Below are 21,748 nucleotides of genomic sequence, written 5' to 3' on the forward strand. Positions count from 1 at the left end.
GACTCCTCTGTCGTGGTTTTTATCTTGACGTCAAGATAAACTTATCACAGCCCCCGTGCGTCACGGGGTCCGGTTCTGCTCCCACTGTCTCGCACACGGGGCCGCTCGGCGCGCCGAGCAGCAGCCCTCGTCGGCGGGCGGACAGGGCGCTCTCAGCCCGCCGGGACGAAGGTCGCGACGCACTCGACGTGGTGCGTCATCGGGAAGGCGTCGAGCGAGCGCAGCGCGTCGAGCTCGTACCCGCCTGCCCGCAGGGTGGCGGTGTCGCGCCCCAGCGCGGCGGGGTCGCAGGCGACGTAGACGAGGCGCCGAGGGCGCATCGCGAGCAGCGCCTCGACGACCCCGCGACCGGCGCCGGTGCGGGGCGGGTCGAGGACGACGACGTCGGCGCTCGGCGGCAGCAGCTGGGAGCGAACAGGAGCGCGTCCCCCGCGCTGTCCGCGGCGACGCCCCTGCCGGGGCACCCCCAGCAGGTCGTCGACCCGGCCGGGCACGACGACGGCGTGCCGCTGCTCGGCGAGGTTCTCGGCGAGGTGGTCCAGGGCGAGCGGGTCCGACTCGACGGCGAGCAGCTGGCCCTCCGGCCCGGTCGCCTCGGCCAGCGGCAGCGAGAGCAGGCCGACCCCGCTGTAGAGGTCGAGCACCCGCTCCCCCAGTTGCACCTGCGCCGCCTCGAGGACGGCCTCGACGAAGGCACGCGGCGCATCGGCGTGGACCTGCCAGAAGCCGCGCGCGTCGACGCTCATCTCGCGCTCCCCCGTCGGCGTGGCCACCCGCTCGGTGAGGGTGATGCGCTGCGCGCGGCCCTGCGGGCCGACCTCGACGAGCGCCACGTCCTCCTCCCCGGAGGCCGCGACGACGTCGACGGCCACCGCGTCCTCGAGCCCGCCCTCGGCGGCCTCCTGCGCGGCCGCGGCGATGCCCTCGTCGACCCTCGGGTGGGCGATGGGGCACCCGGTGATCGGCACGAGGTCGTGCGAGCGGTGCTTGCGCAGCCCGACGAAGGGGGTCCCCCCGCCCTCTCGCCCGACCGCCACCTCGACCCGGGTGCGGTAGGCCAGCCCGTCGGTGTCGCCCAGCGGCTCGACGACCACCTCGCGCTCAACCCCGCCGAGGCGCTTGAGCTGCTCGACGACGACCTGCGTCTTGAGGGTGCGCTGGTGCTCGGTGCTCACGTGCTGGAGGTCGCAGCCGCCGCAGCCCCCGGGCCCGGAGACGGGGCAGCGCCGCGGCACGCGGTGCTCCGAGGCCTCGAGCACCTCGACGGCGTCACCGCGCACGAAGCGGTCGCCGGGTCCCCCTTCGGTGATCCTCACGACCACCCGCTCCCCCGGGATGGTGTGGCGCACGAAGACCACGCGCCCGTCGTGGCGAGCCACGCAGTGCCCGCCGTGCGCGACCGGGCCGACGACGACCTCGATCTCGTCGCCGACGGCCAGCTCGTCGCCTGCAGGTGTCGTCATGCTCACTTCTCTCCTCGTCGCACGTCGCCCGCGACGGGTCCGTCGAAGCGCTCCTCGGCACCCTGCGAGCTCGCGAGCTGCCACGGCACCGAGCTCACCATGACCCCTGGGGTGAAGAGCAGGCGCGACCTCAGCCGCAGCGCGCTCTGGTTGTGCAGCAGCTGCTCCCACCAGTGCCCGAGGACGTACTGGGGGATGTAGACGACGACGAGGTCGCGCGGGTTGCCGGAACGGATCGACTTCACGTAGTCGACGACCGGCCGCGTGATCTCGCGGTAGGGCGAGTCGAGCGACTTCAGCGGCACGGGGATCCCCCGGCGCAGCCACTCGGCCTGGATCTGGGCCGTCTCGTCCGGGTCGACGTCGACGGTGATCGCCTCGAGGCGCGAGGGCCGGGTCGCGGCGGCGTAGGCGACGGCTCGCAGCGTCGGCTTGTGGATCTTGCTCACGAGGACGATGGCGTGGACCCGCGAGGGGAGCAGCTGCTGCTGCGTGTCGTCCTCGCGGACCGCGAGCTCCTCGCGCACGTGGTCGTAGTGCCGTCGGATCGCGATCATCAGGGCGAAGAGCACGCCCATCGCCGCGAGCGCGTAGCCCGCGCCGTGGGTGAACTTCGTCAGCAGGACGACGACGAGCACCGTGCCCGACATCGCCGCGCCGACGGCGTTGATCGCCCGTGAGCGGCGCATGCGGCGGCGGGCCCGCTCGTCCTTCTCGACCGCGAGGTGGCGGTTCCAGTGGCGCACCATGCCGGTCTGGCTCAGCGTGAAGGAGATGAAGACCCCGACGATGTAGAGCTGGATGAGGGCCGTGACCTCGGCGTCGTAGGCGACGATGAGCGCCGCTGCGGCGGCCGCGAGGATGACGATGCCGTTGCTGAAGGCGAGGCGGTCGCCGCGGGTGTGCAGCTGGCGCGGCAGGTAGCCGTCCTTGGCGAGGATCGACCCCAGGACGGGGAAGCCGTTGAAGGCGGTGTTCGCCGCGAGCACGAGGATGAGCCCGGTGACGACCGAGACGAGGACGACGCCGGGGTGGAATCCGGAGAAGACCGACTTCGCGACCTGGCCCATGACGGTGTCCTGGACGTAGGAGTCGCCGACGGGCACCCCGTCGCGCAGCAGCTGGCGCTGCGGGTCGTCGGCGAAGTGGACCCCGGTCCACGTCGCGAGGCTCATCATCGACAGGAGCATCGTCGTCGAGACCGCTCCCATGAGGAGCAGCGTCGTCGCGGCGTTCGTCGACTTGGGCTTCTTGAAGGCCGGGACGCCGTTGCTGATCGCCTCGACACCCGTGAGCGCCGCGCAGCCGGACGAGAAGGCGCGCAGGAGCAGGAAGGCCATCGCCAGCGTGCCGAGCTGCTCGTACCCGGCCTCGGGGGCGAGCGTGAGATCGGCCGACTCGGCCTGCGGCAGCTCGCCGAAGGTGCGCCGGGCGAAGCCGACGAGCGCCATCCCGAGCACGGCGGCCATGAAGAGGTAGGTGGGGATCGCGAAGGCGGAGCCCGACTCGCGCACCCCGCGCAGGTTCATCGCGGTGAGGGCGACGACGATGCCGACGGCGACGAGGGCCTCGTGCCCGCGCAGGAAGGAGAAGGCGGACGCGGCGTTCTGCACCCCCGAGCTCACCGACACGGCGACCGTGAGGACGTAGTCGACGAGCAGCGCGCTCGCGACGGTCAGACCGGCGCGCGGCCCGAGGTTGACGCTCGCGACCTCGTAGTCACCGCCGCCGGAGGGGTAGGCGTGGACGTTCTGGCGATAGCTGAGGACGACGACGACCATGACGACGACGACCGCCAGCGCGATCTCCCACGAGTGGGTGAGGGCGAGCGCGCCGCCGGCCAGACCGAGGGTCAGCAGGATCTCGTCCGGGGCGTAGGCCACGGAGGACAGCGCGTCGCTGGCGAAGACCGGCAGCGCGATCTTCTTGGGCAGCAGCGTCTCGCCGAGACGGTCGCTGCGCATCGCTCGGCCGACGAGCACCCGCTTGAGCAGACGACCCCTGGACACGAGGCAGAACTGTACGCGGGCACCGGGCCCGCCGCTGCGCGACGACGAGGTGCCGCGTCACCCCTTCGCCCCCCGGCCGCCGCACGTGCCGGCGTGTACCGTCGCACCGTGCATTTCGTCATCATGGGGTGCGGTCGCGTGGGGGCCTCGCTCTCCCGGTCGCTGGAGCGCGGCGGCCACGACGTCGCCGTCGTCGACCAGGACCCGGCGGCCTTCCGCCGGCTCGGCCCGGAGTTCGCCGGGCGACGTGTCGAAGGGGTCGGCTTCGACCGGGACACCCTGCTGCAGGCCGGCATCGAGCAGGCCTACGCCTTCGCCGCCGTCTCCAGCGGTGACAACTCCAACATCCTCGCGGCCCGGGTGGCGCGCGAGACCTTCGGCGTCGAGCACGTCGTCGCCCGCATCTACGACCCGGACCGCGCCGAGATCTACCAGCGCCTGGGCATCCCCACGGTCGCGACGGTGCGGTGGACCGCCGACCAGGTGATCCGCCGGCTCCTGCCGCAGGGCCACGCCCCCGAGCACACCGACGCCTCCGGCGCCGTGATCATCGCCGAGGTGCAGGTCGACCCGTCGTGGGTCGGTCGTCGTCTCTCGCAGCTCGAGTCGGCGACGGGCGCCCGCGTCGCCTACCTCACCCGGCTCGGCGAGGGCACGATCCCCGGGCCGGACACGGTCTACCAGGAGGGCGACCTCGTCCACCTGACCATCCCGCGCACGCGCGTCGGAGACGTCGAGCGCGTCCTCGACAAGGCCCCTCCGGCGCAGGACTGAGAGGACACCATGCGAGTCGTCATCGCCGGGGCCGGCAGCGTGGGCCGCTCCATCGCCCGTGAACTGCTCGACAACGAGCACGAGATCCTCCTCGTCGACAAGCACGCCGACGAGGCCCGGGTGGCCAAGCTGCCCGAGGCCAGCTGGCTGGCCGGTGACGCGTGCGAGATCTCCACCCTGCTCGAGGCGGGCCTGGCCGACTGCGACGTCGTCGTCGCCGCCACGGGCGACGACAAGGTCAACCTCGTCGTCTCGCTGCTCGCCAAGACCGAGTTCGGCGTGCCGCGCACCGTCGGACGGGTCAACAACCCCAAGAACGAGTGGATGTTCGACGAGTCGTGGGGCGTCGACGTCGCCGTGTCGACGCCGCGCATCATGACCGCCCTCGTCGAGGAGGCGGTGAGCGTCGGCGACCTCGTGCGGATCTTCGAGTTCCAGCAGGGCAGCGCGACGATGGTCGAGATCACCCTGCCCGCGGACAACCCCTACGTCGGGCGTCGGGTCGGCGACATCACCTTCCCCGTGGACACCGTCCTCACCGGGATCATCCGCGACGCCCGTCCGATCCACCCCTCGGTCGACGACGCCCTCGAGGCGCTCGACGAGCTGCTCTTCCTCACCACGGCCGAGGCCGAGCCCCAGCTGGCGCACATGATGAGCCCGCGTCGCGGCGCGACCGCCTGAGCGACCGGGCCGCTCGCGCGCTCAGCGCGGCGGGTGCGGGCCGGCCGGCTCCTGGAGGAGCTCGTCGCCGGGCTCGATCGGGGTCTGGCCCCGCAGGAGCATCGCGCCCATGAGGGCGACGGCGGCCGCCCACAGCGGCCAGCCGAGGACGACCTTGCTCACGGTGAGACCCGCGACGTTCTCGGCGAGGTAGAGCGGACCCATGATCGCGACGCGGATCGCGTAGACCGCGACGAGCACGAGGGTGAGCCGGCTGCACACCCGCACGGCGGCGGGGTTGCGCCGCCAGCGGGTGAAGTCGCCCTCGCGAGCCGCCGGGTCGGTGGCGCCGATCATCAGGCCGACGAGGGGCCAGCGCAGCACGACCGACAGGGCCGCCGCGACGCCGTAGGCCAGGCTCGTGAGGATCCCGGGCAGGAAGGCGTCCTCGGCGTTGCCGGAGCGCAGCGCGAAGAAGGCGGCGATCGCCGCGGCGAAGACGCCGGAGACGACGAACTGCACGCTCGAGCGCGAGGCCAGACGTGCGAGGAGCATGACGACGACGAGCACCCCGGCGGCGCCGAGGGAGATCGTGCGGTCCTGCGTGATCGACCACGAGATGACGAAGGCGAGCATCGGCAGCGTCGTCTCGAGCGAGCCCCGGATCCCGCCGAGGGCGTCGGACAGCCGCTGCCGGATGAGCCCCTCGACCGTCGTCGGCACCGGGCGCAGGGCCTCGGGCGTGCCGGCCGGCGCGTCCGCGTCGCGGCTCATGAGGGCGGGGGGACGATGTCGTAGGACGGGTTGTAGATCGTGCGGTTGCGCGTCCCCTGGCACAGCCGGCCGTGGGCACGCACGTAGGTGCCGGGGCGGATGCCGCCGATCTCGCGCCGGCCCAGCCAGACGAGGTCGACGGGGCACGTGCCGTCGTAGAGCTCAGCGACGAGCGCGGGCACCGTGACCCGAGGGCGCAGCGTGACGCTGCGGATCGTGCCGGCGACGGTGACGACCTCGCGGTCGGGTGCCTCGTCGAGCGCGGTGCAGCCGAGGTCCTTCGCACCCGTGCGCAGCTCGTCGTCGACGAGGTCGTCGTCGGAGCGCACGATGTCGCGCAGGCGGCGCAGGACGGTGCTCATGACTGCTCGGTCGCCGGCATCTTCAGCTCGAGCATCTCGCGCGGCGCCATCGGGTCGGCACCACGGACGACGACGAGGTCGCGCACGACGTCGTCGAGCCGGGCGCGGGCGGCCTCGTCCACCGCGGCGCGGCCGGAGTACACGGCGCGCAGGAACCACCGGGGGCCGTCGACCCCGGCGAAGATCGCAGGGGCGAAGACCGTGCGGCCGTCGCCGCCGGGCTGGGGCAGCCGGGTGCGCAGCTCGGTGCCGAAGGGACCGGTGCCCTCCTCGACGGTGCCGCGGTTCTTCTCGATCATCTCGGCGATCTCGCCGCGGATCTCGTCCCAGATGCCGCTGGAGCGGGGCGCGGCGAAGGCCTGGAGCTGGACGGTGGCGTCGTCGACGCCGACCTGCACGGCGGAGACAGCGTCGGACGTCGGGTCGACCTCGAGGCGCAGCTCCATGCCGGGGCCGGGGCGCAGCCACAGTCCGCCGAAGTCGACGCGGCCGTCGGCCTCGCCGACCTGGGACTGGTCGAAGGGACCGCTCTCGCCCGCCGCGACGGCGGTGCCGTCCGACGTCTCGTCGGCCGTCGTCGAGCCGTCGGCGTCCTGGGTCTGCGGGGCGTCGCCCTGCTCCGACGCCTTCTTCTTACGACCGAACATCGTGTCCTGGACCTTCCTCGATGGTGAAGCCCCCGCTGGAGCCGTGACCAGTCTCGCCCCGGAGCGACCCGGGGAGCGAATCGACCTCGACGAAGTCGCCGGTGCCGACCTCCTGGAGCACGAGCTGCGCGATGCGGTCGCCGGCGGCGAGGGTCACCGCGCGCTCACGGTCGAGGTTGACGAGGTTGACGAGGATCTCTCCCCGGTACCCCGAGTCGACCGTGCCGGGGGCGTTGACGACCGAGACCCCGTGCTGGGCGGCGAGCCCGGAGCGGGGGTGCACCAGACCCACCCAGCCCGGCGGCAGCGCGATCGCGACCCCGGTGGGGACGAGCGCACGCTCGCCGGGCGCGAGGGTGACCTCGGCGACGCTGGTGAGGTCCGCGCCGGCGTCGCCGTCCTTGGCGTACGTCGGCAGCACCGCGTCGGCGTGGAGCCGACGGACGAGGACCTCGGGTCGGTCAGCCATGCTCAGGCGGCGCACTCCCGGCAGATCGGGCCGGACGTGCCCTCGCTGGCGAGCTGGCTGCGGTGGTGGACGAGGAAGCAGCTGGTGCAGGTGAACTCGTCGGCCTGACGAGGCAGGACCCGCACCGACATCTCCTCACCGGAGAGGTCGGCCCCGGGCAGCTCGAAGCCCTCGGCCGCCTCGGTCTCGTCGACGTCGACGTTGCTCGACTGCTGGTCGGCTCGTCGAGACTTCAGCTCCTCGATGGAGTCCTCGGAGATGTCGTCGTCGGTCTTGCGTGGAGCGTCGTAGTCGGTTGCCATTGTGGTGGTCATTCCCCTCAGCGCGCGTGGTAGATCGTGGTCGGGTCGTGCAACGCACGACCCCGCAGTTTTGTGCCCGGCGGGGCGGATTGTGCCTGAGCGGGGGGCACGAGCGCCACCTGGGTTCGCAGGGGGAGACCGTGAGCCCTCACAGGAGGGAGAAACCTGGAGCAAGGACAGTACGCCCGGTGAGGGCGAGCAGCACCTGCGGGGCCTGCCCCGGCGCGATCCGCGCGCAGAGCGCGACAGCGGGCACGCACGCCTCGACGAGCTCGGCGGGCGGCTCCTGCCCGGTCGCCCGGGCGAGGTCGAGCCCGTGGACCGTGAGCTCGAGGGCCCGCGTCGGCAGGTAGTCGGCGAGCACGAGGGTGCCGAAGGGGGTGACCGCCGGGGTGTCGTCCGCGCTCTCGTGCACGACGCGCAGGGCGCGGTCCGCGGCTGCGTGCACGGCCGACCAGGGGTCGTCCCCGAGGGCCCGGCCGGCCGCACGGCCGCGCTCGGCGACGGCCGCGTCACCGGAGGGCAGCGCGCGCGCCGCGGCGTAGTAGCCCGCGGTGCCGACGAGCTCGACGTCCGGCCCGGGCTCGCGGCCCACGTAGTCGACGAGCGTGACGAAGGCCCGCGACGTGTGGCCGAGCAGGGAGCGCACGTCCCACTCCCCCAGCCCCGGCCGGTCGAGCTGCTCGGACGAGATCGCGTCGACGACCGCGAGCACGCCCGTGCTCGCGAGCTCGAACCAGGCGCGGGGGCCGACCTCGCTCATGACCGGTCGTGCTCCTCGCCCACGGCGTCGACCGCCTCGAGGACGGCCTCTCGCAGGGCCGCCTGGGTCCGCGGGGCGCCCGCGAGCGTCATCGCGCTGCTCGGGTCGCCGCCGTCGAGATCGGTGACCGCCGCCCCGGCCTCGGTGGCGACGAGCCAGCCGGCGGCGAGGTCCCACGGGTTGAGCCCGCGCTCGTAGTACACGTCGACGGTGCCGTCGGCGACCCGGCACAGGTCGAGCGCGGCGCTGCCCAGGCGGCGGATGTCGCGCACCTGCGGGAGCAGACGGGCGAGCACCTGCCCCTGCCAGGCGCGTCGGTCGGCCTCGTACCCGAAGCCCGTGGCGCACAGGGCCAGACCCAGCCCCTCCGCCTCGGCGACGCGAAGGGGGCGCGGCGCGCCTCCCCCTTCGCTCACGGTCGCGCCCTCGCCGAGGGCGGCGACGTAGGTGCGGCCGGCGACCGGGTCGACGACGGCGCCCGCGACGGGTCGCCACGCACCCGGCCGGGAGGGGTCGCCGACGACGACCGCGACGGAGACCGCGTAAGCGGCGAGGCCGTAGAGGTAGTTGACGGTGCCGTCGATGGGGTCGACGACCCAGGTGAGCCCGGAGGTGCCGGCGCTCCCGCCCTCCTCCTCACCGGCGAAGGCGTCCTGCGGCCGACGCTCGCCGAGGAGCGAGCGCAAGAGGTCCTGGCTGGCCTGGTCCATCACCGTGACGACGTCGGTGAGCGAGGACTTGGTCGTCGCGACACCGAGATCGGCCGGCCGGCGCTGGACGATCATCGTCGCGGCCTCCTCGGCGACCTCGCGGGCCACCTCGGCGAGGGCGCGGACATCGGTGCCCTCGGGCAGCGCGGGCGCGGTGCTCATGCGTGCTCGCCCACGGCGGGCAGCGCCTCGCGCAGGTTCGGGCAGCAGCCCGGCCGGCACGGCGTGGCCGCCGGCACGAGGCCCGCCCACGCCCGCGGCTCGACGTCCTCGCCGCGGCGCATCGCCGCCCGCTCCTGCGCGAGGTCGGCCAGACCCTCGACGAAGGCGGGGTGGGTGCCCACGGTCGGCACCCGCACGAGGCGCACGCCGTGCTCCTTCGCCGTCGCGGCGGCCTCGGTGTCGAGGTCGTAGATGACCTCCATGTGGTCGCTGACGAAGCCGATCGGCACGACGACGACGGTCCGCACGCCCTCAGCAGCGAGCTCCTCGATGCGGTCGCCGACGTCGGGCTCGAGCCAGGGCATGCTCGGCGGGCCCGAGCGGGAGCAGAAGGTCAGCTCGCCGGTGATCTCTTGGCCGAGCTGCTCGCTCGCGTGGTCGCAGATCGCGGCGCCGAGGTCGGCGTGACCGCGCGAGTAGGCCCGCTCCTCGGCGTCGCCGGGGCCGGAGGTGATGTCCATCGTCTCGGGGATCGAGTGGGTGACGAAGAGCAGGGCGGGCGCCTCGTCGTCCTCGAGCACCTCGCGCAGGGCGGCCGTGACGAGCTCGGCGTTGGTCTGAGCGAAGCCGGGGTGCTGGCCGTAGGGGCGGACGAACTCGAGGTCGACGTCGAGCCCGTCGACGCGCACGTCGGCGAGGGCCGCGGCGAGGTCCTCGCGGTAGGAGCGGCACGAGGAGTAGGACTGCCAGGCGCTCGTGCGGATCGCGAGCACGTGTCGGGCGCCCTCGTCGGCGAGCTCGGCGAGGACGTCGGCGGTGAAGGGCGGGCTGTGCCGGTTGCCGAGGCGGACCGGCACGTCGATCTCGCGGCGGCGCAGTTCCTCGGTGAGCTCGGCGACGAGACGGCGACCGTGGTCGTTGATCGGCGATCGGCCGCCGAAGAGGTCGTAGTGCGCGCCGACCTCCCGGAGGCGCTCGTCGGGGATGCCCTTGCCCCCGGTGACACGGCGCAGGAAGGGCAGGACCTCGTCGGGCCCCTCGGGCCCGCCGAAGGAGTGGAGGATGATCGCGTCGTACGGGGCGATGGCGTCGTGCGGCATGGAGCCAACCGTAGTCGCGCGGCGTGGTGGCCCCGCCGCACGGGACGGGGGTGGCAGAGTCGCACCCGACCCCCGAAGAGCTGAGAGGACAGTCATGCGAGACCTTCGACTGATCGGCGTGCACGGCGACGGTGAGCACCTCGTCGTCGCCGACGGCGACGGCCAGGAGTACCGCGTCCGCATCGACGACCAGCTGCGCGCCGCCGTGCGCCGCGATCGTCCGCGCCTCGGGCAGCTGCAGATCGAGATGGACAGCACCGTGCGCCCGCGCGAGGTGCAGGCGATGATCCGCGCCGGGGCCTCCAGCGAGGAGGTCGCGGCCCGCACGGGCTGGAGCATGGAGAAGATCGCCCGCTTCGAGGGCCCGGTGCTCGACGAGCGCCAGCACGTCGCGAGCGCCGCCCAGCGGGTGCGCGTGCGCGGCCAGGGCTCGGGGTCCGACGAGACCCTCGGCGGCCGGGCTGCCTCGCGGCTGGCGTCGCGCGGCGTGCCGGAGGAGGCCGTCCTGTGGGACTCCTCGCGTGACGCCGAGGGGCAGTGGAGCGTCACCGTGACCTTCGCGGCAGGGGGCAAGGAGCGCACCGCGCGCTGGTGGTTCGACCGGGCCGGCATGAGCGTCGTCGCCGCCAACGACGAGGCGCGCTGGCTCTCCGAGGCCGACGCCGCCGAGAGCGCCGTGCCGACCCCCCACCGGCCGACCGCCGTCTTCGACGTCGAGGCCCAGGAGCGACGCGAGCCCGACGAGCTCATGGCCTCGATGCGCGAGGCGGCCCGTGGCCGCCGTCGTGGCCGTCGCCGCCCGAACCACGTCGAGCCCCCGCTCCCCCTCGAGGGCGACGAGGCCGGCACCCCGCTGCCGACCGAGCTCCCGCCCGGGGCGAAGGGGGTCCACCCCCGTGACGAGGATCGTGCGGCTGCGGCCGCCGAGCCGGTCGAGGTCGTGGAGCCGCAGGACACCACCGGCCCCCAGCAGAGCGAGCAGCTGCTCGAGGTCGAGCCGGTCGTCGAGCCGGCCGAGCCGGGCGTCGAGGACGGCGGGGCACCTCCCGCCGACGCGCCGGCGCAGGCCGACGTCCTCGAGGACACGACGCCCGAGCCGGTCGGCGAGGACGCCGACGAGGAGCCCGAGACCCCGGAGGCCGAGACATCTCGACCCGAGGCACCGCAGCCCGAGGCCTCGGCGGCCGCGGGTCCGGACGAGGCAGACGTCGAGGTGGGCGCACCGGAGGATGCCGAGACGACCCCCCAGCCCGACCCGGACCCCGAGCCCGAGCCCGACCCGGCCCCCGAGGCCCCTGCTGCCGGGCCCAAGAGCTCCGGCGGTCGCCGCAAGGGTCGCGCCAGCGTCCCGAGCTGGGACGACGTGATGTTCGGCGCCAAGCGCGGCGAGTGACCCGGTGACCGCTGCAGCCACGACGGCTGCGCTCGTCCTCGAGACCGATCTCACCGCGCTGGTCTGGGGCGTGCGCATCATGCTCGTCGTCTTCAGCCTGGGCCTCGGGCTCGTGCTCGTCGGAGTGCCCGTCGTCTTCTTCCGCCCGGTCCTCACCGAGCTGCTGCGGGCACGCGCCCTCGGCGACCCGTGGGCCCCCTTCGCCCCCGACGGGGCGGGCCGCTACGGGCCGCTCGCGCAGAACCGCCACTGGGCGGTCATGCGCGCCCCGGCCCGCCGCACGACCGCCGGGCTCGCCTGGCGGTGGGGCTGGTGGGTCGTCTCCGCCGTCGTCCTCGTCGGCGGGGGCCTCGAGGGCTTCGTCAGCTTCATGAGGCTCGTCGTCACCTTCTGGATCTGATCGACCCCGCCCCGGGCCGGCACCGCCTCTGCGGCGACCTCAGGGGCCCTCAGGCGCGCGGCGGCACCGGGCAGGCGTCGAGGTCGAAGGGGAGGACGTCGGCCGAGAGCGCGGCGGCGTGGGCCGCGTGCGAGCTCATCCGGCGCATGTGGTGACGACGGCAGAGCACCTCGTACTCGACCTCCTGGGTCCCGTCGGTCGTGTCACCGACGACGACCTGCTCGCCCTCGACGACCATCGAGCCGTCGACGACGCGGGCGTTGTGGGTGGCCCGGGCACCGCACCAGCACAGCGCGGCGACCTGGAGGACCTGGGTGCGGTCGGCGAGCTCGACGAGCCGTTGCGACCCCGGGAAGAGCTGGGTGCGGAAGTCGGCCATGATGCCGAAGGCGTAGACCTCGATGTCGAGCTCGTCGACGACGCGGGCGAGCTGCTCGACCTGGGCCGGTGAGTAGAACTGCGCCTCGTCGCAGATGAGGTAGTCGACCTTGCCCCCGCTCGTCAGCTGGGCGACGACGACCTCCCAGAAGTCGAGCTCCTCGTGGACCTCGACGGCGCCGGTCGACAGGCCGAGGCGCGAGGACAGCACCGAGTCGCCGGCCCGGTCGAGCCGGGTGAAGATCAGACCCTCGCGGCCGCGGGCGCGGTGGTTGTGGTCCATCTGGAGGGCGAGGGTGGACTTGCCGCAGTCCATGGTGCCGGAGAAGAAGACGAGCTCAGCCACGGTCGGACAGCCTAGGCCCGTCGCGCCGGCGCGCAGAGCCACGGCACGGCGACCTCGTCGAGGGTGACCGACCCGTGCAGGCCGACGAGGGCCAGCAGCTCGGGACGGTGACGGCGGGAGTCCCCCACGGCGAGCTCGCCGGTCATCGTCGCGACCACCTCGCCGATCCGGGGCCGCACGCGGTCCTCGACGGGGCCGAACCACCCGGCCGAGACGGCCTCGTCGCGGGTGACGACGACGGCGTCCTCTCCCAGCCGTCCCCGCCATGCCGCGAGGACGTCGTCGACGGCGCCGGGCAGGCAGTGCAGCTGCACCGAGCGCGGCTCGCCGGACACCTCGGCCACCCCGGCCGCGAGATCGGGCTCGTGGGCGACGTCGAGACGGCGGTCCATCGCGACGTCGACCATGCCGTGGTCGGCGGTGACGTGCAGCGCGCAGTCGGGCGGCAGCGAGGCGGCGAGCCGCCGCAGCTCGGCGTCGACCGCCTCGAGCTCCTCGCCCCACTGCCACGAGCCGCAGCCGTGCACGTGCCCGACCTTGTCGAGGTCGCCCCAGTAGAGGTAGACGAGGGCTCGCGGGCGGGTGCGCAGCGCCGCGAGGGTCGCGTCGACCCGTTGCGCGAGGCTGGAGGCGGCGACGAAGCGGCCGCCGCGCAGGGCGGCCTCGGTGAGGCCGGAGCCGTCGAAGAAGCCCGGCCCGACGCGGACCGCCTCGACCCCGGCCGCCGACGCGGCCTCGAAGACGGTCGGGTGCGGCTGCCAGGCGCGAGGGGCCGGGCCGTCCTCCCAGGACAGCTCGTTGAAGGCGCGCCCCGTCGCCGGGTCGTACGCCTCGTAGCCGACGAGGCCGTGCTCCCCCGCGAGCCGGCCGGTGCCGAAGGTCGCCATCGACGTCGCGGTCGTCGAGGGGAAGCCGCAGGCCACCGAGCGCGAGCCGGGCGCCGCGGCGAGCCCGCGCAGGTAGGGGGCATGACCTCCCCGCCGGGCGAGGAGCTCGGCGCCGAGCCCGTCGACGAGCACGACGACGGCGCGCCGTGCGGGCTCGAGCACCCGGTCACCGGGGCGGGCGAGCCCGGCGACCCCGAGGCTCGTCGCGACGCTGGGCAGCAGGCGGTCGAGCAGACCGTCGCCGACGACCGGCAGGGCCGGGGCGGGGGGCACGCTCAGACGCCGACGCGAGCCGAGAGATCCCGGGCGAAGGTCACCGCGGCGTCGAGCGCGCCGCTGCCCTCGGCCTCGGCGCTGATGCGCAGCGAGATGTCGTCCGCGGCGATCGTGCCCTCGTATCCGTGGTCGGCGTCGCACGAGGGGTCCGCGCACACGGCGGGGAGCAGGTCGACCCGGCTCACGGTGCCCCACCCGACGGTGAGGGTGAGCTCGCGCCCGAGGGACCCGGGCACGTACTCGCTCGGCTTGGGCACGACGTGCGTGAGCATGACCCCGCGCACGGCGCGAAGGGGGATGCACTCGGTCGTCGCGGTCGCGACGTCCTCGCGCGAGGTCTCGTCGTCGGGGAAGTCGTCGGCGTGGGCGATGACGAGGCGGGTGCTCGTCGTCACCAGCGCGGTGATGTGCCGGCGCACCGACTCCTGGTCGAAGGTCGTCTCCTGGTGCACGAGGTGGGAGATGACCTCCTCCTCGCCGACGGCGGCGCGGATGATGTCGGCGACGAGGTCGGGGTAGTACCCGGCCCGCGCGATCGCGTCGAGGAGGGGGGACGGCAGGACGATCCTGGTGAGATCGGTGGGCACCTGGGACATGACCCCCATTCTGCCGCAGGGCGAGGACACCCCGGACCACCCGCAGGGCTCAGGTCATCGCCCGGCGACCGGGGTCCTTGCGGCGCAGCGGCGGGGCGAGGTGGATCTGGGCCCCGAGGACGCTCGCCCCCTTGCCGTGGGCCATCACCGGGTCGAGGACGACGGAGGCGATCTCGACGAAGTCCTCGGACATGAGCGACAGCCGCCCGAGGACGTCCTCGAGCGCGGCCCGGTCGACCGGGGTCGCGCCCTTGTGACCGTGCAGGAGGGGCGCGAGCTTGATGTCGTCGACGATCTCGCGCACGTCGACGTCGGTGAGCGGCGGGATGCGGTAGGCGATGTCGTCGAGCAGCTCGGTCGGCGCACCGGCGAGGCTGAAGGAGATGACCGGGCCGAAGAGCGGGTCCTCCACGGTCCCGAGGACGCACGACGTGCCCTGCGGCGCCATCCGCTGGACGACGAAGTAGTTCGCGTCGAGCGGGGCCAGCCGGGCGTCCATCGCCTCGAAGGCCGCCCGCACGTGCTCCGGCTCGGTGAGGTCGACACGCACGGCGTCGAGCAGCGAGTGCCCGCGCACCAGGGGCGAGAGCGACTTGAGCACGACCGGGTGGCCGACCTCCGCGGCGGCGGCGACCGCCTCGTCGGCGCTCGCGACCTCGATGCGACGCCACAGGTCGATGCCGTAGGCGGCGAGCAGGTCGTGCGACTCGTCGTCGGTGAGGGCGCGCCCCTCCGGGTACTCGGCGAGCACCGAGTCGACGAGCTCTCGGGCGGCGGTGCGGCGCACCCCGTCGCGCACGACGGGCTCGCCCTTGTCCTTGGTGCGCCACCGGCCGTACTGCGTGGCCAGGCCGAGCGCGCGGATGGCGTCCTCGGGCATCGCGTACAGCGGCACCGCCTCGCGCGGCACGTCCCCCGAGCTCGCGCCGGGGTCCTCGGCGACGAGCGACCCGGTGTCGACGCCCCGCATGCCGAGGAGGTTGCCGACGCAGGGCTTGCTCGAGCGCTTCGCCGCGTAGCGCACGGCCTCGACGACGTCGTGCTCGACGGCGCCGATCGGAGGGATGAAGGACACGACGACGCTGTCGACCTGCTCGTCGGCGAAGGCGGCGTCGACCGCGGCCCGGAACTCCGAGGGCGTGGCCTCCGTGCGCACCGACACCGGCCCGTGGGTGACCTCGAGCCCCCACGCCGCGGCGCTGCCGGCGCTGATCGTGCCGAGCTGGTGGGAGTTGGAGACGATGGCCACCCGGTTGCCCTCGGGCAGCGGCTGGTGCAGGAGCAGCTGGGCGGCGTCGAACATCTGGTGGACGTTCTCGACGTGGATGACACCGGCCTGCGCCATGATCGCGCGGAAGGCGTGGGGGCGCACGGTCGTGGAGCGCACCCGGTGGCCCGGCACCTCCTCCATCGGCGACTTCACGACGATGACCGGCTTGGTCATCGCGAGCGCCCGGGCGATCCGCGAGAACTTGCGCGGGTTGCCCATCGACTCGAGGTAGAGACCGACGGCGTGCGTGCTGTCGTCGTCGACCCAGTACTGCATGACGTCGTTGCCGGAGACGTCGACGCGGTTGCCCGCGGAGAGGAAGACCGAGACCCCGAGGTTGCGTCGGGCGGCGGAGTCGAGGTTCGCGACCGCGAGGGCACCGCTCTGCGAGTACAGCCCGAGGTGACCGGCGGGCGGGGTCGTCGGGCTGAGGCTGGCGTTGAGTCGGACCGCCTCGTCGTTGTTGAGGATGCCGAAGGAGTTCGGCCCGATGACGCGCATGCCGTTGTCGCGCGCGACGCGCAGCACCCGCTGCTGCAGCGCCGTGCCCTCCTCGCCCTCCTCCGCGAAGCCCGAGGAGATGACGAGGAGGCCGCGGACCCCCTTCGCCGCGCACTCCTCGACGACCCCGGGCACGGCGCTCGCCGGCACGGCGACGACGGCGAGGTCGACGGCCTCGGGCAGGTCGGTGATGCTCGGGTAGGCGGGCACCCCGAGCAGGCGGTCGGCCTCGGGGTTCACGGGGTAGACCTCGCCGGTGAAGCCGCCGTCGAGGACGTGCCGCATCACCTGGTGGCCGATCGCGCGCTCGCGCCGGCTCACGCCGACGACGGCGATGCTGCGCGGGTGGAGCAGGGCCGACACGCTCTCTGCCTCGGCGCGGTGCTCGCGGGCGAAGCGCACCGACAACGACTGCGCGGTCGGCTCGATGTCGAAGTGGAGCATGACGACGCCGTCCTCGAAGCGTCGGCTCACCTCGTACCCGGCGTCGGAGAAGACGGAGAGCATCTTGCGGTTCTGCGGGAGCACCTCCGCCTCGAAGCGGGTGATGTCGTGCTCCTGGGCGATCGCCGCGAGGTGCTCGAGGAGCACCGAGCCGATGCCCTTGCCCTGGTAGTGGTCGCTGATGTTGAAGGCGACCTCGGCGCTCGTCGGCGCGATCCGGTCGTAGCGGCCGATCCCGATGATCTCGTCGCGGATGAGCGCGACGAGCGCCATCCGGTCGACGTAGTCGACATTCGTGAAGCGCTCGACGTCGCGCTCGCTCAGCCGCCGGATCGGCGCGAAGAAGCGCAGGTAGATCGACTCCTCGGACTGCCCCGCGTGGAAGCGGTGGATGCCCTCGGCGTCGCTCGGACGGATGGGTCGCAGCCGGGCGACGGTGCCGTCGCGCAGCACGACGTCAGCCTCGGCCAGATGGGGGTACCCCGGTGGGAGCGCCTCGCTCATGCGTCCGATCCTGCCATGCCCCTCGCCCGTCGAGCGCGACGCTCAGGGCGCGAGGACCTCGACCCGCCAGGACTGGCCGCCGTCGGTGCTCTCGAGGAAGCCCTCGGAGTCGTCCGCTAGGCCGTAGACGCGGTCGTCCCCGCCCGCGGCGACCCACGACCACTGGACGGAGTCGGCCTTCGCCACGCGCCAGCTCGCACCGCCGTCGGTCGTGCGCAGGGCACGGCCTCCGGCCTCGCCCCGGGTGACGGCGACCGCCGTCCCGGGCTGGGTCTCGGCGTACCCGGCGACCGTGCCGCCGACGGCGACCGAGGGGCTCGCCGGCGACCAGGTGACCCCGTCGTCGGTGGAGGTGCGCACCCGGATCGAGGTGCCGCCGTCGTCCCCGGGCGTGCCGCACAGCGCGCTCAGCGGGCCCTCGCCGTCGGCCGGGGTGCCGAAGAAGACGCTGTCGCCCTCGTCGCACGGCTCGAGGTGCTCGGCCTGCTCGCCGATCCGGTAGGTGCGGCTGCCGTCGGCGGTGCCGACGGAGAGGTAGGCGCGCGGCCCGCGCACGACGAGCTGTGCCCCGGTGATGCCCGAGACGTCCTCGTCGAGGACGACGACGTCGGCGCTGCTGTCACCGGTGCCGGCCCGGTAGACGCGAAGGGGGCCGGCGCACCCCTGCTCGGTGCACTCCCCCGCGCTCACGAGGTGCACGACGCCGTCGGCGACCTCCGTGGCGACGATCGTGCCGCCCGGGTAGGGCATGTCGGCCCACGTCGTGCCGCCGTCGGTCGTGCGTCGCAGCACCGACCCGGCGAGGTAGCCGGTGTCGGCGCTCGCCCAGCGCAGGATGCCCACCTGGTCGGGCGCGACGGCGATCCCGCCGGGCGGGGCGACGGAGAGGTCGGGCAGGGCGGCGGTGTTGATCCAGCTCTGGCCGTCGTCGGTCGTGCGCAGCAGCAGCGGGCAGGTGGTCTCGGCGCTGCACCGCGCCTCGCCGAGCACCGCGCGGGTGCGGTCGTCGCCGGCGCTCACCGAGCGGGCGAGGAGCTGGCCGTCGGCCGGCTCGGCGCGTGAGGCGGTCGGGGCCGGGGTCGTCGCCTCGCTCGGCTCGGGCAGGCTCACCGTCGTCGGGTCGCCGGCCGGTCGCAGCTCCTCCTGACCGGTCCCGAGCATCCCCACGCCGACGGCCGTCGCCACGGCGGCGACGGCGGCGGCCCCGGCGACGAGCCAGCCGGTGGAGCGACGCCGACCGGTCCGACCGGCGCGCAGCACGCCCTGGAGGTGCACGTCGTGCCCGGGGAGGTCCTCGACGAGCTCGCGCTCACGGGCGAAGAAGGCGTCGACGGGGTCGTCGCGCCGCGTGGGGTCGTCCATCAGCCTGCCGAACGTCTCGAGGTCGTCGTGCTCGTCACGGGGGATCATCGGGCGCCCTCCAGCATGGCAGCCAGGGACTTGCGGGCCTCGAAGAGGTCGCGCTTGACCGCGCCCTCGGACTTGCCGAGCTGGGTGGCGACGGAGCCGACGGAGAGGTCGGCGAAGTAGTAGAGCAGCACCGCCACGCGCAGCCGGTCGGGGAGCGACTGGACGGCGGTGCGCACGGAGACCTGGGTCGCGACGTCGGGGTCGTCCCGCCCCTCGGCCGGGGCTCCCCCTTCGTGACGCAGGTAGGCGGAGTGCTCCCGCCCGCGCTTGCGCCAGTGGTCGCGCACGAGGTTGGCGGTCACCGCGTAGAGCCACGCCTTGGGCTCGTCGACCCGGCCCCACTCGCGCACGAGCTTGACGAAGGCCTCCGTCGCGAGGTCGTGGGCGAGATCGGGGTCGCCGACGAGACGGTTGGTCCAGCCCGCCAGACGCCCGTAGTGCGCGTCGTAGACCTCCCGCAGCTCCGCATCGACGTCCGTGCGGGCTCGCGCCATCGTCACCCCTTCGCTCCTCGGGAGGACGATGCTCATGGCGGTCATGCCTGTGAGACGCCGCAGCCCCCTGCGTGGTTCGGGGTGATCTTGGCAGAGTCCCCCCGGCGGCGCAGGCGGGCACCCCGCGACCCGCCGTCGGGGTGTCATCACGGGGCTGACGGTGCGATCGGCGAAGATGGGGTCCTCCCCTGCCCGACGAAGGAGCACCCGCACGCATGGCCCGCCGCACCACCACCCCCGCGCCGCCCCCCGTCCCGGAGCGGATCGTCGACATCGACGTCGCGGACGAGATGCGCGGCGCGTTCCTCGAGTACGCGGTCTCGGTGATCCACGCACGCGCGCTGCCGGACGCCCGCGACGGGCTCAAGCCGGTGCACCGCCGGATCCTGTACTCGATGAGCGAGATGGGGCTGCGCCCCGAGCGCGGCCACGTGAAGTCCAGCCGCGTCGTCGGCGAGGTCATGGGCAAGTACCACCCGCACGGCGACACCGCGATCTACGACGCCCTCGTGCGCCTCGCCCAGCCCTTCGCCATGCGGCTGCCGCTCGTCGACGGGCACGGCAACTTCGGCTCGCTCGACGACGGCCCCGCGGCCTCGCGCTACACCGAGGCGCGGATGGCGCCCGCGGCGCTGCTCATGGTCGCCAGCCTCGACGAGTCCACCGTCCCCTTCGTCCCCAACTACGACGACCAGCTCACCCAGCCCGAGGTGCTGCCGGCGGCCTACCCCAACCTCCTCGTCAACGGCACGACCGGCATCGCCGTCGGCATGGCCACCCAGATGCCGCCGCACAACCTCGTCGAGGTCATCGGCGCGGCCCGGCACCTGCTCACCCACCCGCAGTGCTCGCTCGACGACCTCATGCGCTTCGTGCCCGGTCCCGACCTGCCCGGCGGCGGGCGCATCGTCGGTCTCGACGGCATCCGCGACGCCTACCTGCGCGGTCGCGGCAGCTTCCGCACCCGGGCCACCGTGCGGGTCGAGAAGGTCTCGCCGCGCCGGCAGGGCATCGTCGTCACCGAGCTGCCCTACCTCGTCGGTCCCGAGAAGGTCATCGAGAAGATCAAGGACGGCGTCCAGGGCAAGAAGCTCGAGGGCATCGCCGACGTCAAGGACCTCTCGGACCGCACGAAGGGCCTCGAGCTCGTCATCGAGATCAAGAACGGCTTCAACCCCGAGGCGGTCCTCGAGAAGCTGTACAAGCTGACGCCGATGGAGGAGAGCTTCTCCATCAACAACGTCGCCCTCGTCGACGGCACGCCCCGCACGATGGGCCTCAAGGAGCTGCTGACGGTCTACGTCGACTTCCGGGTCGACGTCGTGCGCCGCCGCACCGAGCACCGGCTGGGCAAGAAGCGCGACCGCCTGCACCTCGTCGACGGCCTGCTCGTCGCGATCCTCGACATCGACGAGGTCATCCAGCTCATCCGCGGCAGCGACGACGCGGGCACGGCCCGCCAGCGCCTCCAGGAGGTCTTCGACCTCAGCGAGGTCCAGGCGAGCTACATCCTCGACCTCCAGCTGCGCCGCCTGACGAAGTTCTCCCGGATCGAGCTCGAGCAGGAGCAGGAGGACCTGCGCCGCCAGATCGCCGAGCTCGAGGAGATCCTCGGCGACGAGCGCGTGCTCACCCGCCTCGTGTCCTCCGAGCTCGCCGAGGTCGCCAAGCAGCACGGCACCCCGCGCCGCACTGTGCTGCTCGAGTCGGCGGGCACGCCCACGGCGACGAGCACCCCGCTCGAGGTGAGCGACGACCCGTGCTGGGTGCTCCTGTCGAGCACCGGGCTGCTCGCCCGCACGACGAGCGAGCAGGAGCCGTCCCGCGAGGGCTCGCGCTCGCGCCACGACGCCGTCGTCTCCGCGGTGCGCAGCACCGCCCGCGGCGAGATCGGGGTCGTGACGAGCGCGGGCCGCGTCGCCCGGGTGAGCGCCCTGGAGCTGCCGACGCTGCCCCCGACGAACGACGCCCCCTCCCTCTCCGGCGGCGCGCCGGTCGGCGCCTACGTCGACCTCGGCGCCGACGAGCGGGTGCTCACGCTGCTCTCCCTCGCCGAGGACTCCCCCGGCCTGGCTCTGGGCACCGCGAGCGGTGTCGTCAAGCGGGTCTCCCCGGAGGTGCCGAAGGGGGCGCTGTGGGAGGTCGTGTCGCTCAAGGACGGCGACGAGGTCGTCGGGGCCGTCGAGCTGCGCACCGGCGAGGAGGAGCTCGTCTTCGTGACGAGCGACGCCCAGCTGCTCCACTTCTCCGCCTCGACCGTCCGACCGCAGGGTCGCGGCGCCGGCGGCATGGCCGGCATCCGCCTCTCGTCCGGCGCTCGGGTGATCCACTTCGGGGCGGTCGACCCCGCGCGTGACAACGTCGTCGTCACCGTGAGCGGGTCCTCCGACGCGCTGCCCGGGACCGACCCGGGCGCGATCAAGGTCACCCCCTTCGCCGAGTACCCGGGCAAGGGCCGCGCGACCGCGGGCGTGCGGGCGCACCGCTTCCGCGGCGGCGAGGACACGCTGCTCCTCGCCTGGGCCGGTCGGGCCGACGCGCGCGCGAGCGCGTCGAACGGCGTCGCCGTCGACCTGCCCGAGGCCGACGGCCGCCGCGACGGCTCGGGCACGCCTGCCCAGCGCGCCATCGGGGGCATCGGAGGTTGGTGA

Annotated in this window: 21 protein-coding genes; 5 read left to right on the forward strand and 16 right to left on the reverse strand. The window is 73.8% G+C overall.

The window, feature by feature from the left end:
• Positions 1-152: 152 nt before the first annotated feature.
• A complete protein-coding gene (locus LIV55_RS01985) occupies positions 153-1,463 on the reverse strand; it encodes a class I SAM-dependent RNA methyltransferase (protein ID WP_229299026.1) in 1,311 nt (436 codons plus the stop codon).
• Positions 1,464-1,465: 2 nt separating this feature from the next.
• Positions 1,466-3,427, reverse strand: a complete 1,962-nt coding sequence (locus LIV55_RS01990) for an APC family permease (protein ID WP_068276534.1) — start codon at positions 3,425-3,427, stop codon at positions 1,466-1,468.
• A 153-nt stretch (positions 3,428-3,580) separates the two neighbouring features.
• On the opposite strand from LIV55_RS01990, the gene LIV55_RS01995 reads away from it, so the two are divergent.
• Together LIV55_RS01995 and LIV55_RS02000 are read left to right on the forward strand one after the other, a co-directional pair.
• Entirely contained in the window at positions 3,581-4,246 is a 666-nt protein-coding gene (locus LIV55_RS01995; RefSeq protein ID WP_229299027.1) for a potassium channel family protein, read from the forward strand.
• 9 nt (positions 4,247-4,255) lie between these two features.
• Positions 4,256-4,930, forward strand: coding sequence for a potassium channel family protein (locus LIV55_RS02000; protein ID WP_068275405.1), 675 nt, complete (start codon positions 4,256-4,258; stop codon positions 4,928-4,930).
• A gap of 21 nt (positions 4,931-4,951) precedes the next feature.
• Here LIV55_RS02000 and LIV55_RS02005 read toward each other — a convergent pair whose 3' ends face one another.
• The 8 genes from LIV55_RS02005 to hemH form a co-directional block, all read right to left on the reverse strand.
• Positions 4,952-5,683 (reverse strand): DUF3159 domain-containing protein, encoded by a 732-nt coding sequence (locus LIV55_RS02005; protein ID WP_229299028.1) that lies wholly within the window; start codon positions 5,681-5,683, stop codon positions 4,952-4,954.
• On the reverse strand, positions 5,680-6,045 hold the full coding sequence (locus tag LIV55_RS02010) for an OB-fold nucleic acid binding domain-containing protein (RefSeq protein ID WP_068275402.1): 366 nt from the start codon (positions 6,043-6,045) through the stop codon (positions 5,680-5,682). The genes LIV55_RS02005 and LIV55_RS02010 overlap by 4 nt, the downstream gene beginning before the upstream one ends.
• A complete protein-coding gene (locus tag LIV55_RS02015) occupies positions 6,042-6,692 on the reverse strand; it encodes a DUF3710 domain-containing protein (RefSeq protein WP_068275401.1) in 651 nt (216 codons plus the stop codon). Before LIV55_RS02015 ends, LIV55_RS02010 begins: the two co-directional genes overlap by 4 nt.
• Positions 6,679-7,161 (reverse strand): dUTP diphosphatase, encoded by a 483-nt coding sequence (gene dut, locus LIV55_RS02020; RefSeq protein ID WP_229299029.1) that lies wholly within the window; start codon positions 7,159-7,161, stop codon positions 6,679-6,681. Before dut ends, LIV55_RS02015 begins: the two co-directional genes overlap by 14 nt.
• A gap of 2 nt (positions 7,162-7,163) precedes the next feature.
• On the reverse strand, positions 7,164-7,463 hold the full coding sequence (locus LIV55_RS02025) for a DUF4193 domain-containing protein (RefSeq protein WP_068275393.1): 300 nt from the start codon (positions 7,461-7,463) through the stop codon (positions 7,164-7,166).
• A 148-nt stretch (positions 7,464-7,611) separates the two neighbouring features.
• Positions 7,612-8,226 carry a maleylpyruvate isomerase N-terminal domain-containing protein gene (locus LIV55_RS02030; RefSeq protein WP_191564796.1) on the reverse strand — a complete coding sequence of 205 codons (615 nt, stop codon included), beginning with the start codon at positions 8,224-8,226 and terminating at the stop codon, positions 7,612-7,614.
• A complete protein-coding gene (locus LIV55_RS02035) occupies positions 8,223-9,098 on the reverse strand; it encodes an inositol monophosphatase family protein (protein WP_229299030.1) in 876 nt (291 codons plus the stop codon). Before LIV55_RS02035 ends, LIV55_RS02030 begins: the two co-directional genes overlap by 4 nt.
• A complete protein-coding gene (gene hemH / locus LIV55_RS02040) occupies positions 9,095-10,198 on the reverse strand; it encodes a ferrochelatase (RefSeq protein WP_229299031.1) in 1,104 nt (367 codons plus the stop codon). Before hemH ends, LIV55_RS02035 begins: the two co-directional genes overlap by 4 nt.
• A 94-nt stretch (positions 10,199-10,292) precedes the next feature.
• Between hemH and sepH the strand changes: the two genes are divergently transcribed.
• Positions 10,293-11,591 (forward strand): septation protein SepH, encoded by a 1,299-nt coding sequence (sepH, locus tag LIV55_RS02045; RefSeq protein WP_267492230.1) that lies wholly within the window; start codon positions 10,293-10,295, stop codon positions 11,589-11,591.
• A gap of 4 nt (positions 11,592-11,595) precedes the next feature.
• Complete coding sequence (locus tag LIV55_RS02050) at positions 11,596-11,991, forward strand: hypothetical protein (protein WP_229299033.1); 396 nt, start codon at positions 11,596-11,598, stop codon at positions 11,989-11,991.
• A gap of 49 nt (positions 11,992-12,040) precedes the next feature.
• Here the strand turns inward: LIV55_RS02050 and LIV55_RS02055 are convergent, their stop codons facing one another.
• Genes LIV55_RS02055 through LIV55_RS02080 form a run of 6 tightly spaced genes read right to left on the reverse strand, consistent with a single transcriptional unit; the run spans position 12,041 to position 19,133 of the window.
• Positions 12,041-12,715, reverse strand: a complete 675-nt coding sequence (locus LIV55_RS02055) for a thymidine kinase (RefSeq protein ID WP_191681544.1) — start codon at positions 12,713-12,715, stop codon at positions 12,041-12,043.
• A gap of 11 nt (positions 12,716-12,726) precedes the next feature.
• A complete protein-coding gene (locus tag LIV55_RS02060) occupies positions 12,727-13,875 on the reverse strand; it encodes an alkaline phosphatase family protein (protein ID WP_157090101.1) in 1,149 nt (382 codons plus the stop codon).
• A 2-nt stretch (positions 13,876-13,877) separates the two neighbouring features.
• A complete protein-coding gene (locus LIV55_RS02065) occupies positions 13,878-14,474 on the reverse strand; it encodes a DUF5998 family protein (RefSeq protein ID WP_123091999.1) in 597 nt (198 codons plus the stop codon).
• Positions 14,475-14,523: 49 nt separating this feature from the next.
• On the reverse strand, positions 14,524-17,193 hold the full coding sequence (locus LIV55_RS02070) for a bifunctional acetate--CoA ligase family protein/GNAT family N-acetyltransferase (RefSeq protein ID WP_229299034.1): 2,670 nt from the start codon (positions 17,191-17,193) through the stop codon (positions 14,524-14,526).
• 42 nt (positions 17,194-17,235) lie between these two features.
• On the reverse strand, positions 17,236-18,603 hold the full coding sequence (locus tag LIV55_RS02075) for a hypothetical protein (RefSeq protein ID WP_229299035.1): 1,368 nt from the start codon (positions 18,601-18,603) through the stop codon (positions 17,236-17,238).
• Positions 18,600-19,133 carry an RNA polymerase sigma factor gene (locus LIV55_RS02080; RefSeq protein WP_205473773.1) on the reverse strand — a complete coding sequence of 178 codons (534 nt, stop codon included), beginning with the start codon at positions 19,131-19,133 and terminating at the stop codon, positions 18,600-18,602. The genes LIV55_RS02075 and LIV55_RS02080 overlap by 4 nt, the downstream gene beginning before the upstream one ends.
• Before the next feature lie 179 nt (positions 19,134-19,312).
• Between LIV55_RS02080 and LIV55_RS02085 the strand changes: the two genes are divergently transcribed.
• Positions 19,313-21,748: a DNA gyrase/topoisomerase IV subunit A gene (locus LIV55_RS02085; protein WP_229299036.1), complete on the forward strand. Its 2,436-nt coding sequence runs from the start codon at positions 19,313-19,315 to the stop codon at positions 21,746-21,748.

This window comes from Janibacter melonis, from assembly GCF_020567375.1.
Classification (GTDB): Bacteria; Actinomycetota; Actinomycetes; order Actinomycetales; family Dermatophilaceae; genus Marihabitans; species Marihabitans melonis.

Coding starts and splice junctions, on each gene's coding strand:
- LIV55_RS01985 (WP_229299026.1), bottom strand. CDS start 1,463: ATGACGACACCTGCAGGCGACGAGCTGGCCGTCGGCGACGAGATCGAG.
- LIV55_RS01990 (WP_068276534.1), bottom strand. CDS start 3,427: ATGCGCAGCGACCGTCTCGGCGAGACGCTGCTGCCCAAGAAGATCGCG.
- LIV55_RS02000 (WP_068275405.1), top strand. CDS start 4,256: ATGCGAGTCGTCATCGCCGGGGCCGGCAGCGTGGGCCGCTCCATCGCC.
- LIV55_RS02005 (WP_229299028.1), bottom strand. CDS start 5,683: ATGAGCCGCGACGCGGACGCGCCGGCCGGCACGCCCGAGGCCCTGCGC.
- LIV55_RS02010 (WP_068275402.1), bottom strand. CDS start 6,045: ATGAGCACCGTCCTGCGCCGCCTGCGCGACATCGTGCGCTCCGACGAC.
- LIV55_RS02015 (WP_068275401.1), bottom strand. CDS start 6,692: ATGTTCGGTCGTAAGAAGAAGGCGTCGGAGCAGGGCGACGCCCCGCAG.
- dut (WP_229299029.1), bottom strand. CDS start 7,161: ATGGCTGACCGACCCGAGGTCCTCGTCCGTCGGCTCCACGCCGACGCG.
- LIV55_RS02025 (WP_068275393.1), bottom strand. CDS start 7,463: ATGGCAACCGACTACGACGCTCCACGCAAGACCGACGACGACATCTCC.
- LIV55_RS02030 (WP_191564796.1), bottom strand. CDS start 8,226: ATGAGCGAGGTCGGCCCCCGCGCCTGGTTCGAGCTCGCGAGCACGGGC.
- LIV55_RS02035 (WP_229299030.1), bottom strand. CDS start 9,098: ATGAGCACCGCGCCCGCGCTGCCCGAGGGCACCGATGTCCGCGCCCTC.
- hemH (WP_229299031.1), bottom strand. CDS start 10,198: ATGCCGCACGACGCCATCGCCCCGTACGACGCGATCATCCTCCACTCC.
- sepH (WP_267492230.1), top strand. CDS start 10,293: ATGCGAGACCTTCGACTGATCGGCGTGCACGGCGACGGTGAGCACCTC.
- LIV55_RS02065 (WP_123091999.1), bottom strand. CDS start 14,474: ATGTCCCAGGTGCCCACCGATCTCACCAGGATCGTCCTGCCGTCCCCC.
- LIV55_RS02070 (WP_229299034.1), bottom strand. CDS start 17,193: ATGAGCGAGGCGCTCCCACCGGGGTACCCCCATCTGGCCGAGGCTGAC.
- LIV55_RS02075 (WP_229299035.1), bottom strand. CDS start 18,603: ATGATCCCCCGTGACGAGCACGACGACCTCGAGACGTTCGGCAGGCTG.
- LIV55_RS02080 (WP_205473773.1), bottom strand. CDS start 19,133: ATGAGCATCGTCCTCCCGAGGAGCGAAGGGGTGACGATGGCGCGAGCC.
- LIV55_RS02085 (WP_229299036.1), top strand. CDS start 19,313: ATGGCCCGCCGCACCACCACCCCCGCGCCGCCCCCCGTCCCGGAGCGG.